12 protein-coding genes are annotated in these 15,377 nt (G+C 61.7%); 7 read left to right on the forward strand and 5 right to left on the reverse strand.

Features of this window, described 5'->3' with window-relative positions; translation table 11 throughout:
* The coding region (locus Rhe02_RS38860) for a hypothetical protein (RefSeq protein ID WP_203913493.1) at positions 1-207 on the reverse strand (207 nt) is incomplete at its 3' end.
* A gap of 186 nt (positions 208-393) precedes the next feature.
* Here Rhe02_RS38860 and Rhe02_RS38865 point away from each other — a divergent pair.
* Entirely contained in the window at positions 394-3,192 is a 2,799-nt protein-coding gene (locus tag Rhe02_RS38865; protein ID WP_203913494.1) for a TIR domain-containing protein, read from the forward strand.
* Between the two features lie 265 nt (positions 3,193-3,457).
* Here Rhe02_RS38865 and Rhe02_RS38870 read toward each other — a convergent pair whose 3' ends face one another.
* Positions 3,458-3,856 (reverse strand): hypothetical protein, encoded by a 399-nt coding sequence (locus tag Rhe02_RS38870; RefSeq protein WP_203913495.1) that lies wholly within the window; start codon positions 3,854-3,856, stop codon positions 3,458-3,460.
* A 337-nt stretch (positions 3,857-4,193) separates the two neighbouring features.
* On the opposite strand from Rhe02_RS38870, the gene Rhe02_RS38875 reads away from it, so the two are divergent.
* Entirely contained in the window at positions 4,194-4,616 is a 423-nt protein-coding gene (locus tag Rhe02_RS38875) for a hypothetical protein (protein ID WP_203913496.1), read from the forward strand.
* 698 nt (positions 4,617-5,314) lie between these two features.
* Here Rhe02_RS38875 and Rhe02_RS38880 read toward each other — a convergent pair.
* Positions 5,315-5,992 (reverse strand): hypothetical protein, encoded by a 678-nt coding sequence (locus tag Rhe02_RS38880; protein ID WP_203913497.1) that lies wholly within the window; start codon positions 5,990-5,992, stop codon positions 5,315-5,317.
* Between the two features lie 580 nt (positions 5,993-6,572).
* On the opposite strand from Rhe02_RS38880, the gene Rhe02_RS38885 reads away from it, so the two are divergent.
* Positions 6,573-7,145, forward strand: coding sequence for a TrbC/VirB2 family protein (locus tag Rhe02_RS38885; RefSeq protein ID WP_203913498.1), 573 nt, complete (start codon positions 6,573-6,575; stop codon positions 7,143-7,145).
* 523 nt (positions 7,146-7,668) lie between these two features.
* Here Rhe02_RS38885 and Rhe02_RS38890 read toward each other — a convergent pair.
* The gene (locus Rhe02_RS38890; protein ID WP_203913499.1) at positions 7,669-8,481 is read right to left on the reverse strand and encodes a hypothetical protein; all 813 of its coding nucleotides are present in this window, start codon (positions 8,479-8,481) and stop codon (positions 7,669-7,671) included.
* Positions 8,482-11,076: 2,595 nt separating this feature from the next.
* Between Rhe02_RS38890 and Rhe02_RS38895 the strand changes: the two genes are divergently transcribed.
* Together Rhe02_RS38895 and Rhe02_RS38900 are read left to right on the forward strand one after the other, a co-directional pair.
* The gene (locus tag Rhe02_RS38895; RefSeq protein ID WP_203913500.1) at positions 11,077-12,018 is read left to right on the forward strand and encodes a hypothetical protein; all 942 of its coding nucleotides are present in this window, start codon (positions 11,077-11,079) and stop codon (positions 12,016-12,018) included.
* A gap of 101 nt (positions 12,019-12,119) precedes the next feature.
* A complete protein-coding gene (locus tag Rhe02_RS38900; RefSeq protein WP_203913501.1) occupies positions 12,120-12,686 on the forward strand; it encodes a hypothetical protein in 567 nt (188 codons plus the stop codon).
* Here Rhe02_RS38900 and Rhe02_RS38905 read toward each other — a convergent pair.
* Positions 12,683-13,825, reverse strand: a complete 1,143-nt coding sequence (locus tag Rhe02_RS38905) for an NACHT domain-containing protein (RefSeq protein ID WP_203913502.1) — start codon at positions 13,823-13,825, stop codon at positions 12,683-12,685. The genes Rhe02_RS38900 and Rhe02_RS38905 overlap by 4 nt on opposite strands.
* Positions 13,826-14,031: 206 nt before the next feature.
* Between Rhe02_RS38905 and Rhe02_RS38910 the strand changes: the two genes are divergently transcribed.
* Positions 14,032-14,706 (forward strand): hypothetical protein, encoded by a 675-nt coding sequence (locus Rhe02_RS38910; RefSeq protein ID WP_203913503.1) that lies wholly within the window; start codon positions 14,032-14,034, stop codon positions 14,704-14,706.
* Positions 14,707-14,914: 208 nt separating this feature from the next.
* Entirely contained in the window at positions 14,915-15,376 is a 462-nt protein-coding gene (locus Rhe02_RS38915; protein WP_203913504.1) for a hypothetical protein, read from the forward strand.
* Position 15,377 lies beyond the last annotated feature (1 nt).

A 15,377-nucleotide genomic window follows, 5' to 3' on the forward strand; every position in this document is an offset into this window, starting at 1 on the left:
CGTCGCTGCGCGCCGTCGTCGCTGCGCGCCGTCGTCGCTGCGCGCCGTCGTCGCTGCGCGCCGTCGTCGCTGCGCGCCGTCGTCGCTGCGCGCCGACCGATCTTCTCGTTGCGGTTGTTGACGTTGGCCGGGTAGGAACCCGTTTCGGACGCCGTCGCCGCTTCGCGTCGACCTGATCTTCTCGTTGCGCTCGTTGGTCTTGTCCAAGACGGAACGCTCAGCGGACGGTCGTGCAAGTCATCTGTAGATCCGCTTCGGACCGCTTCCGTAATAGATCTTGTCAGTTGGATCTACGCGGGGCTTGCTGTGGTGCCCACTCCGGCATGTGTTGCGCGCATTCGGTAGCGTCAACGGCCATGACGGAGCTACCCCAGCCGTTCAGCAAGTAGCTGAATGGATACGTTGCGAGCGCCCGGCCATGTCTTTGTGAGCTACGCGCACACCGACCGGGCCTACCTTGATCTGCTCGTGCCGTTCCTGACCTCGGCCGGAATCGACTTGTGGTTCGATCGCCAGGTCGCCAACGGGCAGCGATGGCGTGATGTGTTGCGCAACAAGATCGAGACCTCGGCGGCGCTCATCGTAGTCATGTCGCCTGCGGCGGAGGAGTCGCATTGGGTGGAGGTAGAACTCACGCACGCCGCCGAACTGAAGAAGCCGATCCTGCCACTGTTGTTGTCGGGTAAGAGGTTTTTCACACTTAACAATCTTCAATGCGAAGATGTGGCGGAAGGAACGCTGCCGTCTGCAGCGTTCGTTGAACGGCTTCGCGCGATCGTCAAGCATCGCCTAGATACGCTGCCGGCACACGATCCGCAGGAGTTCAGGGCGCGGACGCCATGGATGGTTCGGCCGCTTGCCGCCTCTGTGGTCGATCGGCCCGAGTTGACCGATCCGGTGGTCGCCGCGTTGACCCGGGGTGAGGTCAACACGGTTGGCGTTGCCGGCGTCTACGGTGCTGGTGGTTTCGGTAAAACGACTATCGCGCAGCTGGTCTGCCATCGCGACGCGGTCCGCGCGTACTTCACTGGTGGCCTGCTGTGGGCCGAGGTCGGCCAGGACCGCCGCGGAGCGGACCTTACCGCCCTTCTGGCGGACCTGTGTGAGCAGGTCGGCGGGGTGCGACCGACCTTTGCTACGCCTGAGCAGGCTGGGCGTCGTCTACACGAGTTGCTGCAGTACAAGCCCCGCACGCTGTTAGTGATCGACGACGTGTGGGAACCAGGCCAGCTCAAGCCGTTCATGGAGGGCTCTGGCGTCACACGGCTTGTCACGACCCGGATACCGGGGCTACTACCCGACGACGCCGTCGCGGTGAGGGTCAGCGAACTGACCTACGACCATGCGCGATCTGTACTGTTGACGAATCTCCCATCGCTGCCTGAGTCCACGACCGCACGGCTGCTGGCGTTGACGGGTGGCTGGGCTCTTCCAATCGCCATCATTAACGGCTCGCTGCGCCGCAGCCGTCGCGACGGCGTCGATCCTGCCATGGCCGGCGAACAGTTGGCCACCGAGTTGATGGCAAGGGGCCTCGTGGCCCTCGACCTCGGCAACAGGCTCAGCCGCGAGAAGACAATCACCGCCACGATCGAGAGCAGCCTCGCGCTTCTGGATCGTGGTCTGCGGGAGAGGTTTATGCAACTCGCGGTCTTCCCGGAGGATACGGAAGTCCCGCTGCGTACGGTGGCTGAGCTATGGGCAGGGACGTTTGGTCTATCGACCGACCAGACACACGCGTCTTGCGCCGAACTGGCTGAACTGTCGCTACTTGGCGACTACCGGCCGGGTCGAGGCCTGCGCCTGCACGATGTGGTGCGCTCCTATCTGCAGCATCAGCAGGGCTCGCCGCAGTTGCGCGTAGCCCATCGATCGTTGGTGTCGCGGTCGATCAGCATGTTACGTGCGCTGCGAACCGTGGATGACGGCGATGCCATCCCGTGGTGGGACCTCCCGGCCGACGAGGAATATCAGTGGCAATGGATCACCTATCACCTGTCGCACGCCGGAATGCAGGACGACCTTCACCGCCTTTTGCTTGACCTGCGTTGGGCGGAGGCAAAGATCAAGCGGTTCGGTCCGACCAGCGTGGTCACCGACCTTCAACGGGCAAACGACCCGACCCTTGGAATCCTCCGCAACGCCATCGGCCAGCGCAGCGAAATCCTCCGGCCAGTGAACCCACACCATAGTGTGGCCGATGTCCTTGTCTACCACCTATCCGGCGTGCTCCAACTCCGGAATGTGGTCGACAGCTTCATCAGTCACCTTTCCACAGGCTCTGCCCGGCTGGTTCGCCCCGCCCAGAACGCTGCTATCGGATCAGTCGGGGCGGGTGGCTGGGGCGGATCCGCTCTCGCTGTCGCTCGCAACGGCGAATGGCTGGTCACCGGCCACCAGGTTGGCCAGCTGACCGTGATGCGCACAGCAACCGGCGCTGTGCAGTGTGTTCTGCGAGGCCATCGCGGAGGTATCAACTCCACAGCGATCGCGCCTGACTCAAGCTGGCTGGCCAGCGGGGGCGATGACGACACCGTCAGGATATGGGACGCCGTCACCGGTGAACCGCGTATGACTTTGAGAGGTCACAGGAGCTGGATCACCGCCGTGGCGATCGCGCCGGACGGCAACTGGCTGGCCAGTGCCAGCCATGACCGGACCGTCCGGATCTGGGACGCCGAAACGGGCGAACCTCGAGCCATCCTGACCGACCACACGAACATGGTCAATGCGGTGGCAATCTCCCCAGATGGCACATGGCTGGCATCAGCCAGATGGGACGAAACGATTCGTGTGTGGAATGTCGCCACCGGCACGCAGACCGACAAACTCAGCGGAAACATGATATCCGTAACCGGCGTTGGGATCAGCCCGGACGGATCGTGGCTCGCGACGACCAGCTGCGACGGGTCAGTCAGGTTATGGGACGTGACCACCGGCCAGCAGCGCCACAAACTCACGGCCGGCCATTCCGAGCTGACCGCAATCGCCATCGCCCCCAACGGCTTGTACGCCGCCGCCACCGGCATCGATGGCGTCGTGCGCATCTGGGACGTGGAAACCTCGAACCCGCTTTGCGCCATGCGACTCAAGGACCCCCTACGCGCCGTCTGCTGGTGGCCCGACGGTCATGGGCTGGTTGTCACCAGCATGGCCGGGTGCCACGCGTTCGCCCTCGCTATGCCCGGCTAACCTCAACACCACCGCGTCGCCCAGACGGATCATTCCGACCTACTGAACCTCGGGTGTTGCGATCACCGCAAGAACCCAAGGTTGCCCTTGCGGGCAACGATGAATCGTGCGTCGCTTCGCTCGCACGATCGTCTTCTCGTAGCGGGTTCCCCTATGGACAGCATCGAGAAGATCAGGGTTGGAGGCGACACTCGCCCGATCGGTGATCACGGTTGGTTTGGGTCGGTGCGGTGATCTGGATATGGGACAACACGAGGCACTGGCATTAACACCCCTGCATAGTCCTTGCGGTGTCGAATTGTGGCGGGTGTGAGTATTTCGCGGCGTTGCTGAAGTCGATTGTCGCACCGCAGAATCGGGCAGCGGGTGCTGTTGTGTAGACGGTCGGATGGTGTTGCTCGGCGAAGTTGACGGTGGCACCTGTGAAGTAGGCCCCAGCGAAGTCGACGGTTCCGGCTGCGAACTCGGCGTCCTCGAAATGGATCTCCCCGGCGCTGAAGCGGGCTTCCCGGAAGCTTACCTGGGCACCTGTGAACCGGGCGCTGTCAAAGGTGATCCAACCGCCGCTGAACGCCGCCCGGTTGAACCGAATGTGCCCCCCGCGGAATTCGGCCAGGCGGAAGTAGATGCAGCTGCCCTCGCCGAATTCGGCATCGTCGAACACAAGAGCCGCACGTGAATGCTTGAAGCATCAAATAGTCCCTCCACGCCTACGACCCAGCCAACGCGGTAGGCGGATGCCGCTTTCCGCCTACTGCCGACCTGGGTTAGGTCGCGGTACAGGTGAGGGTCGGGACAGGGTTGGCCGCGCTCCACGAACCCGCTGACAATCTGGCGTGCCACATCGCAGATCGGTGGACATTCCTGGGCGCGCGGAGAGAGATCCTGCACGTCATATAGCCGTTGTTCTTTGCGATCGATGATCTCATCATTCGGCCTCTCCCGCACCATCGACCTTCGGCCGATTGAAGCGGCGCTTGTCGCCTGACAAGAATCTGGGAATGACTTCGGGCGAGTCCAACCCCTCCTGGATCTCCAAGACCAGCACGCTGGTGACGGCGGCGTGCACCGTCGCCGCCACCGCCATCGGCTATTTCAGCCTCGCGGCGGCGGTCAAGTGGCCGCCGTTCCAGCAGGCCGCTTCCGGTGACCGCAAAGTGGTGGTGTACAAAGGCGACGGCTGCACCGACGGAGACAACTGTGCCCGCATCGGCGTGGAAATCACCGGATTCAGCCCCGGCCGCGAGGTCATCTGCAACTACGAAAGCTCGGCTGGCGCGGGCGGTTTCACCGCGGAGATCCTGCGCCCTGACGGCGACGGGCGTGCCCGCAAGGTGAGCACCAACCGGTTCTGGGATCCTTCCGGCACCGGCTGGGTCGCCGTCACCTGCGACGACGTCCGCGGCATCCTCCAGCGCTGGTAGCCGGCTTCGGGCTGGCGATCGGATGTCTCGGGTACGGCCCCGGCGGCCCGCCACACAATGCGCAGCCAAGCGGCAACATAGCCGGAACGACGACACCGCGCCTACGCCAATACGCCATACACCGTCGGGGCGCACCCACACGAGCTGCCAACCATGAACGCGGACGACGAGCTCACGGCAACCGCGTGATCAGCCGTCGAACACGCCGCTTTGCACAACGGTGCAAGGCAGTGGCGCATGGCGGCGCGCGCCGCGAGTTCGTCCTGTGACCGTTCCCCCACGAACCAAAGTCAAAGCCGCGCCGGAGAAGATCAGACGTCGCAAAGCGACGGCGGCGCCCGATAACCGTTGGCTATCAGAGAAGCGGCGAAGATCATTGCGCCACAACGGGATCATGAGCTGCGCCGTCGTGCGGGCGACACAGAGGGACCCTCAAATGACGCTGGGGAAGGGGTGGGCGGACGCCGGCATCAAGTCCGATCATGAGACAGGCTGCCACTCGGACAATGTCTAGCGCTTGATGATGCACTGGGCTCACAACCGCGCAATGTCCAATTGCCAGCTCCCACAGCCGTACGGTGCGATCGTCGCCAGCGTCGGCCAGCAGGATCTGACCGTTGACGGTGAGCGGGCACAGCGCGCTGCTACATGACCGACCTTTCGCCTGTTGGGTACGAAGCTACGGATCGGGCGGGTAGTCAGCTGAGAAGGTTTCGTGGCAGGCGGATTGCTTCGACGATTTCTGTGGCGTCGAAGGAGACGAGTTCCAGCCAATCATCAGCTTGGTATGGGTCGTGTAGCGGATGCACCACTGGCGGGAGTGACCGAACCAAGGTAGGCCGCGGCACTTCGATGTCGGGATCGTAGGCCAGCCAGCTGGACACATCCGCCCATCCCTGTAGGTCGAGCAGGGACCGGTCGGTTGGGGCGAGATGCCAGGCCATTGGCGGGAAGTAGGCCTGCGCCAAGGACATAATCCCTGGGGGCTTGCCATCCAGCGGCGGCCCAAAGAGGAAGGTTCCCCCGATCCCGCTCGTAATGCGGGCCGTGAGGCCGCGGGCCAGAGCCAGGCACAAACGCAGGCCCTCAGGCAGAACCGCCGAAAGATCGCGGTGGTGCAGCGCGGCGGCGAGCTCGGGATGCTGGGTACGGATGTGGGGTGCAAGGCCAGCGAAGCCGATCAGGATGGATCTGACCACGCCACCGGGTTTTACCGTGATCGCGGGGAGTGTCAGCTGGGCAGGAAGGCGCAGACCTAACGTTTGTGCCCAGAGCCCATGCAAGCCATTGGCCATGTTGCTGTAGGCACCGTCATACAACGAGCCAAGATTGTTGCAGTCGACGCACAGCCCGTAGACATGGAGACCACCGTCCACTGTGCGGGTTCTTGACGCCTGCTGGTTGCCCTTGACCAGGAGTCTGGACCTTCCCACTGTGCTGCGGTTACCGGCCGCCTTCGGAGGGATATGTGTCCGGGTCATCTGACGGACCTCGCCACACAGCCCGCACGCGATGACGGAATGCTTTGATCGTCCTAAGTCGAACGCCTGCATCACGGTGGATGCGGGCCGGGCATCGGCCCCGATGTCAGTCACCGCGCAAACTAACAGCAAATTCCGACATATCTCACCTGAGTTTACGTGCACCGAGGGATCTGGGCAGTGCGTGCGGGAGCGGCTAGCCCGCAATCGTCTCCTTCATCGACCGGCAAGTGTCTCACTCACGGGTCCATGTGCGTGGTGGAAACGTGTTCAAAGCCATGATCGACTGAGATGTAACGATCTTTGTGACATTCACAGAGGAGTTGTCCTCATCGGAACACCACAGACCGCGCCTAAAGGGTCTTTATCGAACTGGCGGCCGTGCTTGAAATGGACATTGCGCAAGACCTTCGCGGCTAGCGCATAGGTCAGGTAGCTGTTGCGATCGACGGCCGCCGCATTGTCTCATCGACGCATGAAACTGCGATGGCTGGCTGGATTGACCGCGGCGATACTCGTGTCAGCTATCGCCGTGCACACCCAAGCGCACGCCGTCCCGACACCGACACCGGCGCCGTGTCTGGCCTTGCCGGACACAGTGACCATCACCGCCATCGACGCCTGCATTGACGAGCTACGCGCCACGGCGGAAATGATCCTGGCCGGCTCGTTGCCGCCGCCCGACCCGCAACCGGATTCGCCGTGCACCCTGGATCCCGCACAGCTGACACCCCAGAGCGTCGGGGCGTGCCTGACCTATGTGCGCGCCGGAACCGAGCCGGACACTCCTATCGGGGCCATCTTCGAGCAGATCAACGGATGGGTCATCGGCAACACTAGCCGTGGTCTGGCGACCGTCGCGATCACTGTCATCGGCATCGGAGCGCTGCTGGGCAAAGTCTCCTGGGCAATGGCGCTCATCGTGGCCCTCGGGATCGGGGTCGTCTTCGGCGCTGCCGGCATCGTTTCGGCCTTCGGCGTCCCGCCGTCGCCGGCGAGCTGGCCAGTTCCGTCACCGTCAAACCTGCCACGTCCGGTTGAACGCTGAGCCAACGGTCAGCGGACTGCCGGCAGGGCCTCGCGTTGCAAGATTTACCATAGGGTGTTGCCCTACGCTCAACCATTCACCCGACTGGGCATATGAACTCCCGTCAGCGGGGTGGTGGATGTGGATAGATACAACTCCGAAGATGGTGCACGCCGGATTCTCAACGACATCGGTCCTCTAGATGAAAACGCCCCGGTGAAGGTAGCTGAGGCGCAAGTGTACGCCTTGATCGCACTAGCTGAGCAGCTCAGCCGCATCGCCGATGCCTTAGAGTCGAGGAACTAGTTACTCAAGCACCGCTGCTCGTTCAACGACAAAGGCCTGTGAGCCGAGGTTTCCCGCCTGATCTTGTGTTGTCGGCTCGACCGCGGCGAGGTGCGTTGGCGAGGGTAACCCTTGTCCAATAAGGGATCATCGTAGACCGGCATCGCCTCTTGCATTGAGTCCGTTGTTGTCTCTTAAGGAAGGATTACCGGTCGCCGTCGCCAGTGGATGCCGCCGCCCGATCTTCTGGTCGATACGATTAAACCTTCAACCCCAACCGGACCAGGATGATAGCGACCAGAATGGTGGCGAGGATCGTCGCACCCGTGGAGATTAGCTGCTTAATGCCCTCTTGCCGAAGAGTGATGCGAATCGTTTCATATAGCGTCGGGCGCAAGCCTTTGACAATGAAAAGATCATGTCCCAGGGCAGAGGCGATTCCTGCAGGTGAGGACTGGTCGTGAGGCGTGCCCAGCCACGATTTGTCCAGCATTTTCTCGATCGCTGGAATCAGAGCCACCAGACCGTCCTCCGCCAGCAACGTCCTGCAATAGGAACAGAGGTAGGACGACAGCACTTTTTGGCGCGCGTCGGCGAGTAGGGGTGTCACATCGCAGGGGCAGCCTTTCGTGCCGAGATGCACCGATCCACTCAGCCGGCGGCTTACGCATGCTAATGCCTCGCGGACTACCAAGGTCAGAACGAACTCCAATATCGACGGTGGCGCCATCGTTCGGCGCCAGTTGCCGAGGGCAACGACGGAGACGCCATTGCTGCGCATACTGTAGTGATTGTCGGAGAAACGTGCGGTCGATAACACGATCACATGCCCAGGCTCAGGCTCTGTAGTTTGGAATCCCTCGTTGTAGTCAAGGAATAGTGCCATCTGTCTGGCGCGGAAAGCCGCGCACTCGCTGCGCAGTTCCTCTCGATCAACGAGCATACCCGGACGTAGCATCGCCAGAAAGCGATCGTTCGAGTCGAAGGGGATGAACTCAAATTCGAAATTCCTCTGAATCGTGTTTAACCTCAAGACGAGGAACCGCAATGCTGCATCAATCCTTTTATCCATATACGATAGAATCCCGACACGATGCCGCTGATGGCTCGAAGGACTCCTGAGGACAACCATAGGCTCATCGGCGTCGTTCACTAGATCTCCTGATTATGTTGATCCTAAAGGATACCGCACATGATCAGGAACAACACGAACGACCGTCCTATAGTCCTTGGCGGACGGACAGCACCAAAAGATCAGTCGGCGCGTTGATGGCTCGATCCGCATTGGGTGGAGGGGGGCGAGGGCTGGCGGCTCGGCTTCGGCAGCCGTGGGCTGGGTATGTCGAACAGCGACGGCTCCTCTATAGAGTGGGTGTATCGGTTAGCCTCGTGCGGATTCCGCTTCGAGACGAGGTCGCGGCTGTCCGCAATGGCTCCATGACCGCAGGATCGAGGGTCTTGATGCCCGTGTTTGTTTGTTGATGATGAGATGATCCCAGCTGATGTGACCGGCGATCAGCGAAAGGTGCGGGGTGGGATGACGCCGCCAGATTCTGGAGGAATCAACGGGCGATTCCGGTCGTGGTGGGTGGCTATACCGTTGGAGAGTGTTGGGCCGCTGCGGTTCGGTATGACCATGGACGAGGCTGCGTCGGCGCAATCCGAGGCGTATGAGCTTCGCCGGTTCCAGGCTGAGCCGTACTTTCCAGAGATCGTGGGGATCGAACTGGGTTCCCGCCCGGCGGAACCAGCACTATACGAGTACTTCGACAAGTCCGGGCGGCTGTTCTGCATTGCGGCTGACGCCGTTCGAGGGCCTGTGATAACTCTGGACGGGATGGAGTTGACCGGCGGTAACCCTGCCGAACTGGAGCGGTGGCTGTTCGACGTGTCTGGATCCATGGGTGGTGGTTTGCGTTACGGGCCGCGTGCCAATCCAGGTATCGATGGGCTGGGCCTGGTCCTGCGGGTGCAGGACACTGCTGACGGATTGCTGGTCCGACCCGTGGTGGTGGGCCGTGATTGGGCCGACCGTTGTACTGACGACTGGGAAGGTGCGATCCCTGAATGCGAATGGGTTGGATGCCTCTGGCCTGACCCGAGGGTCCCAGGTAGGGCGAAGGTGTGGCCCACGGTGGGAGAAATGCCGAGTTGGGCCGGCAGGTGGTCGCCGCCGTTCTAGGGCGGCAACGTCACCTGGTGAAAACGCTCCATAGCCGTTTCGTTATCGGACGGCGCATGTGTCATGTCGGGCAACCGCTGCTACTGCGGCGCCTCCAATAGCCGCTGGGCGCGCTTCACTAGCAGCGGCATCAGCCGGCGTCGCCACGTGTCGAGATCGACCATCCCGCTCGACATCCCACCACGTGCGTAACGCTCTACGTATACCGAGGAGGCCGGGTAGCTGAGGAGGTCGAGACCGACGAGCTCAGTGAATCCCCGGTTTAGCAGGCTAGCCACCTCATCGGCCGAACCTGGGATGTCTTGACCGGACAGATGTTCACGTAGAGCACGCCATACATGCGGGTCCCCGCGGAGGCCCCAGCTAGCAGGCTCCCGTTTAAAGACATCATCCATGTTGACAGCTGTGTCGTCATGTGCCACTGGCCCAGTCTTACACCAGGCGCTCCACAACGGAATCGGCAAGGCGGCCCTTGCCCGTGCCGCTGGCCTGGAGAACGAACTGGTGAGCGCGAGACGATGGTGCTCGGTCCTGCGACTGCGCTGGCCGCCATCGGACGCCGTCGTCGCGCCGACCTGATCTCCTTGGCGCGCGCATTGGTGGGGAACCCGTTTCGGACGTCGTCGTCGCTGCGCGCAGATCTCTCTTGCCGGTGCTGTTTCTTAGGGAACCCGTTTCGGACGCGGTCGTCGCTGCGCGCTGGCATCTTTCCGGTGCTGTTGGTCGGGGAAGAGATCGGTCACTGGTGTCCCTTCGTGTCGCAGTGGTTGTGCCGGGTGAGTCCGTCACGGTTCGCTCCGCGCAGCGTCCGATCTACTCGATCATGGTGTCTCGTCTCGGTAGAGGCGGTGCCTGGAGGTGCTCGGCATGCTGCTCTGCGGCGGAGAGTCGAAGCGTCCGCGTTGCGGCGGATCATGGCGGTGGTGCTAGCCTGCCCGAAGAAATCGATCAAGCCAAGGCGTGGGCCGCGGTGCCGCCACCAAGCAATGACGAGAGCGGTGATCTGGGTCTTGGTCTCATCAGATACGAGCTTTAGTGCGTCACCCATCAACGGCCTGACTGTGTGCTTGTAAACCTCCGGATCGGCCTGCGATCAGCTCAGTGCTTACATGCGAACTCCGATGTGTTCCGGCTGCGTCTCGGTCGATGAGTCCTTATCGGACGCCGTTGGCTGTTTCGCTCTGGAGCCGTTCGCGAACAGCTCTGGGGTCGTTGGGCCGAGAACTTCACTGGCCGCCGGCGCGATGTTCCTCGCGGTTGGATGGCGGCGGCGAGTCGCGGCCGGATTGGACCGAGTGGAATCCCGTTCGGTATCGGTGGTAAGCCTCACTGTCCGGCGTTCGCTAGGAGCAGCGACTCCGGGAGTGGACTGGTGACACGGGGTTGATCTGCTGTGGACTGCTGCCCCGGCGGCGAGTCACGCTATCGATGTCTTGACTCCGACATGATTAGTCACCAGCGCTCACACGCTGTAGTCTCGCGCGGATGCAGGTCCGCCATCTTGTTCGAACATCATTGGCCGCCGCACTTTTCCTCGTCGTGGCCGCATGCGGCACCCACGCGCCCGCTCGGTCGCAAGACGCCGCCTCGTCCGTCCCAGGTACCGTGCCCGCTTCCGTTTCCCCCGGCATTGCGCCCGCGTGCGCGAACGGCCCGGTGTCGAACCCGGCCACGGGCGGAGGTGACGATCTCAAGGTCGAGATCCTGCACCAGCAAGGTGGCGGAGCTGGCTGGAACCTTGCTCTGCCGGCTAGCTCGGCTAAGAATTTCCCAGAGCTCGCCGGTACGGCGCAGGGGACGGATGCGTTCGGATCGTTCTCACGCGCGTTCGACGACGGCGGCGCGTTTTCCTACGACGGGGCAGTCCTGGAGCTATCGCTTTACAACCTGCGGTCGAGTGGACTGACGATCCACGACATCCGCGTCGTGAACAAGCGGGTCGTATGCCCTCCTGATGGCCTGCTCTTCCTGGAGGGCAACGAAGGCGGCGATTTCGTCAACATCGCCTTCCACCTCGACGCCGCGGCGCCGATCGCCCATGAGAAGACCGTGAGCGGCGAGATCAAGACCGAGCCGTACTTCGGCGCTCACGTGATCCCGGTCAAAGCCAAGGATCAGATCACCGTCGAGATGGACATGAGCGGAGTCACCTTCGCCTACGAATTCGACCTCGCCGTCGACTACACGGTTGGCGGTGCGAAACATACCCAGCTCGTACGGCGGCGCAATGGTCCCTTCCGGGTCACAACCCCGCTGTGTCCCCGTCCTGATGCGCGTTCTCGGTTGAGTGACAGTGACGTGTCGCGCCTCAAGGCCCAGCGTTATGGGCTCATCCGGCAGCGGCTGGGGGAGGTCGACGCAGCGGGGGCGTATATCTACAAGAACTTCACCACGGCCGAATTCCTCAAGTCGTGCCCGACATGGTAAGGCGCGAGTGGCGGCGCAGCCGCTCAGGGATCAACGTCCCGACTGACCACCTTTCGGTGTACGAGAGAACGGACCTCAAACACACCCGATGGCAGGCTGTGATGGCTACAGCCGGGGCTGTCTTTGCCTTGCTTGCGTTGATCGGATCCGCTGCCGCGCTTGTCTACACCGCCAAGGCGTGGGACGCGCAAAAGACCCTCAACGAGCAGCAGATCGCGCTCAACACGGTTACGCAAGAACGCCAACGACGCGTCTACAGCTCCCGTGTCGCCCTGTGGGCCACAGTCGGCACCGACTTTAGCAGCATACGGCCGGCGGGTATCGACATCAACGTGCAGAATCGGTCGCCAGTCCCGCTGCGGCGGATGCGGCTGCTCGTTCCACTCGAATCCGGCCGCGTCGCCGAGGCTCGGATCGAAGATCTACCGCCCTGTTCCGGCCGCACCATGCGGATCGCCCCTCCTGCGGGCGAGCGCTTCGCCTCGACAAGCGAGCAGTGGCTGGGCTACGCCGCAGTGGCGCTGGAGTTCGAAGAGACCGGCAGATTCTGGCGGCTCGGCGAGAAAGGCCTGACGCAACTTGACTCCGAATCCCCACCGAACACCGCTCACCTGCAGCGCACCGTACCTGCAGAGCTTTCCGTGACCGACTGCGGCGAGGGCGCCTAAATTCGGCCGGGGATCGCAGCGAAGTCATCAGCGTCGACGGTATCCACTACAGGGTTCCGCGCCGACAAAGCCACCGCTAGTTGCCCCGCCGGGTAAGCGTTTAGGTGCGCGAACACCTCCCTCCAGCGATTGTCCGTCTCAGAAGCACGACTCAAGACGTAGCGGATGATCTGGCTCACCGTAAGAGGGGAAATCTCGATAATGAGGGCTTCAGTTAGCAGTTGGCCCGTCGACATGACAGCGTAGGTGAATTCGGGAGAACGAGAGGTCAGCACAAACGGCTTGCCGGTCATCGCCGCGTTGATCTCGGCGATCGCTCTCTCATGCTGCTGTGGCGGCATTTCATCGAATCCGTCGAGTATGGGAACAATCTTTCCCTCCAAAATCAGCCTCTTAGCTGCAGAGTCACCTTCTGCATTCCGCTTGCGCAGAAACGGATACTCTGCCTCGATCCTCGATGCCAGATATTCTTCGAGATGCTGCTCATCAGCCGCCCAGTCGCATAATGGTGCCAGCACGGGGACAGAACTGTGACTTCGGTTCGGATCCGCCATGTCAAGGAGTAGCAGCATCGCCGCGATGGTCTTTCCTGAACCCCCACCACCAAGGACTACCAGCTGCTGTGATGGAATCGACGCGACTAGAACCGAGAGCTCAGTTAGCCGCCCTCGACCCATCGTGTCGTTTCGTGGCCTTGCCACCCCTAGTCGCTCGCCCGTATGCAGCGATGCGAGGCGAACCCAATACAGATCAAGCGCACCTCCTTTGGCAACGCCCTGTCTGCCCATTTCTTGCGTCCATTGCCGGTGAATCACGGTGGCAAGGGCCTGCAGTTCGCCACCAGCTGAAGAGGCGGCATCCGCGACAGCTCGTCGCTTAATGGCCCACCTCGCAAGCAGCGTCCTAAATGTCCAGCCGCCGAATATCAACGCCACGCCGAATGCTCCCATTTCGCGAATGTTGTTGAGAGCGTCCTGCCCAACACGCACTGACATTAAGCCAGTCATCCAGGTCAACAGTGTCGGTATCCAGATGCCAGCCAAAAGGTATACAGTCGCAAACGCTGCAATGCCAAACAGACCTGCAATCAGCAATTTGCCGGCCGAGCTCTTCAACGCCGCCACCGCGATAGACCCCACTGCGCATCCATTAGGTCCACACATTGTGGCACCCTGCCGCAATGCTGACTATTGGATCGACCAGCCGGGCCTCGATGTGCCTGCAAGGCATCACCTAGTTGGCCGCACTTCGAGGTCGATCAACTATGTTTTTCGGCCTGATCACGATGCGAGCGTGCCCGTGTGCATGAGGAGATCCGAGTATCGACGTCATCGATACTTCGATCGTGTCGATGTACACGCCACTACAGCCAGAGCCAGGCGACAGCCCTGCGCCGTCCTGGGTGCGAAAGGTAAATTCGATAGCTGCACTCGTTGGCGCGTTCGCTGCTCTATTGGGTGCGATCATTGGCATTTTCGTATGGATGGGCAGAGAACCAATACCAGATCCCAACGCCCGCCCTCCGAGCGCCGCCACTTCACCGACGTTGGGACAAGCCTCAACGAGCACATCCTCGCCGCATGTTCGACCAATAGAGCATCTGGAATCACTCGGATTGATCCGGATCAAGGGCGATGTTCGCGATGGAACGAGGATAGTTGTCCCCGATTCCGGCAGATACAGATTCGTCTATCGAGAAGGTTCGTATTCAACATATCCAGAGAATGCCCCCGCGCCCAAAGGGATCCTGACCTGGCGAACTGCAATCTATGCGTTCCGCAATGGCGGTCCAACATGGAACGGACAAGATATCAGGCAGTCGGATGCTTTCGCGATCATCGCCGATACTGGCGATAAGGCAACACTGTTGGAAGTGGAGACTGCCGCTGCTGGCTCACAGACCGAGGTCGAAATCACCGCTGGCGACTACCTGAGTCTTGTGGGCGTCGACGGTTACTCTTATTATTCGGGCAATCCTGGAACGGTAACTCTTGAATGGTTCCGGGTCACGTATTCATAGGCGCCGTATGTACGGGGAACGCTCTCCGCTCCACTTCCGTGTCACACAGGCAGTCGATCACATCGCCGGCCCTGCGGCCTGGAGAGGGATGTTGATGCCGTCTGACCCGGTGGCCTAAGCACAGATCTTGTGTGGACGGTGACGGCAGGGCGGATTCCCGACACTACCTCGAGGCCGGCGGCGGACAGCCTACGCTAACAATGTCAACATGCTCACGTTCGTATTGACCGAAGTTTCGGCTGAGGGAGACAGGGTGGATCCGATCGTTGTGGCCGCTGGGACGGCCCTGGTGTCGGCGATGGCGACTGATGTTTGGCAGCAGGCCCGCACAGGCATGATTACGCTGTGGCGCCGCTTCTACCCGCAGCATACTGCCGCTATCGAAGCAGACCTCGACGCGCTGCGTACGGCACTGGTCAATGCACGTCAGGCCGGAAGAACCGACGTCGAAACTGTGTTGGCCGGTGTATGGCAGGGCCGCTTACATCAGCTACTGCATGACAATCCCACGTTCGGCGTCGAGTTGCGAGCGTTACTCGACGAGGTCCTGACCCCGCTGTTGACTCCGACGGGACAGACTCGAATCGGGACGCTCACCATGAATGCCGTGGCGACCGATCACGGTCGGGTATTTCAGGCTGGGCACGATCAGCAAATTTCTGAGCGTTGAC

Source organism: Rhizocola hellebori, assembly GCF_016862955.1.
GTDB lineage: Bacteria > Actinomycetota > Actinomycetes > Mycobacteriales > Micromonosporaceae > Rhizocola > Rhizocola hellebori.

What these genes read in the sequence shown, in the direction of transcription:
- Rhe02_RS38890 (WP_203913499.1), bottom strand. Translation starts at nt 8,481, where the DNA reads ATGGATAAAAGGATTGATGCAGCATTGCGGTTCCTCGTCTTGAGGTTA.
- Rhe02_RS38865 (WP_203913494.1), top strand. Translation starts at nt 394, where the DNA reads ATGGATACGTTGCGAGCGCCCGGCCATGTCTTTGTGAGCTACGCGCAC.
- Rhe02_RS38875 (WP_203913496.1), top strand. Translation starts at nt 4,194, where the DNA reads ATGACTTCGGGCGAGTCCAACCCCTCCTGGATCTCCAAGACCAGCACG.
- Rhe02_RS38885 (WP_203913498.1), top strand. Translation starts at nt 6,573, where the DNA reads ATGAAACTGCGATGGCTGGCTGGATTGACCGCGGCGATACTCGTGTCA.
- Rhe02_RS38915 (WP_203913504.1), top strand. Translation starts at nt 14,915, where the DNA reads ATGCTCACGTTCGTATTGACCGAAGTTTCGGCTGAGGGAGACAGGGTG.
- Rhe02_RS38900 (WP_203913501.1), top strand. Translation starts at nt 12,120, where the DNA reads ATGGCTACAGCCGGGGCTGTCTTTGCCTTGCTTGCGTTGATCGGATCC.
- Rhe02_RS38895 (WP_203913500.1), top strand. Translation starts at nt 11,077, where the DNA reads ATGCAGGTCCGCCATCTTGTTCGAACATCATTGGCCGCCGCACTTTTC.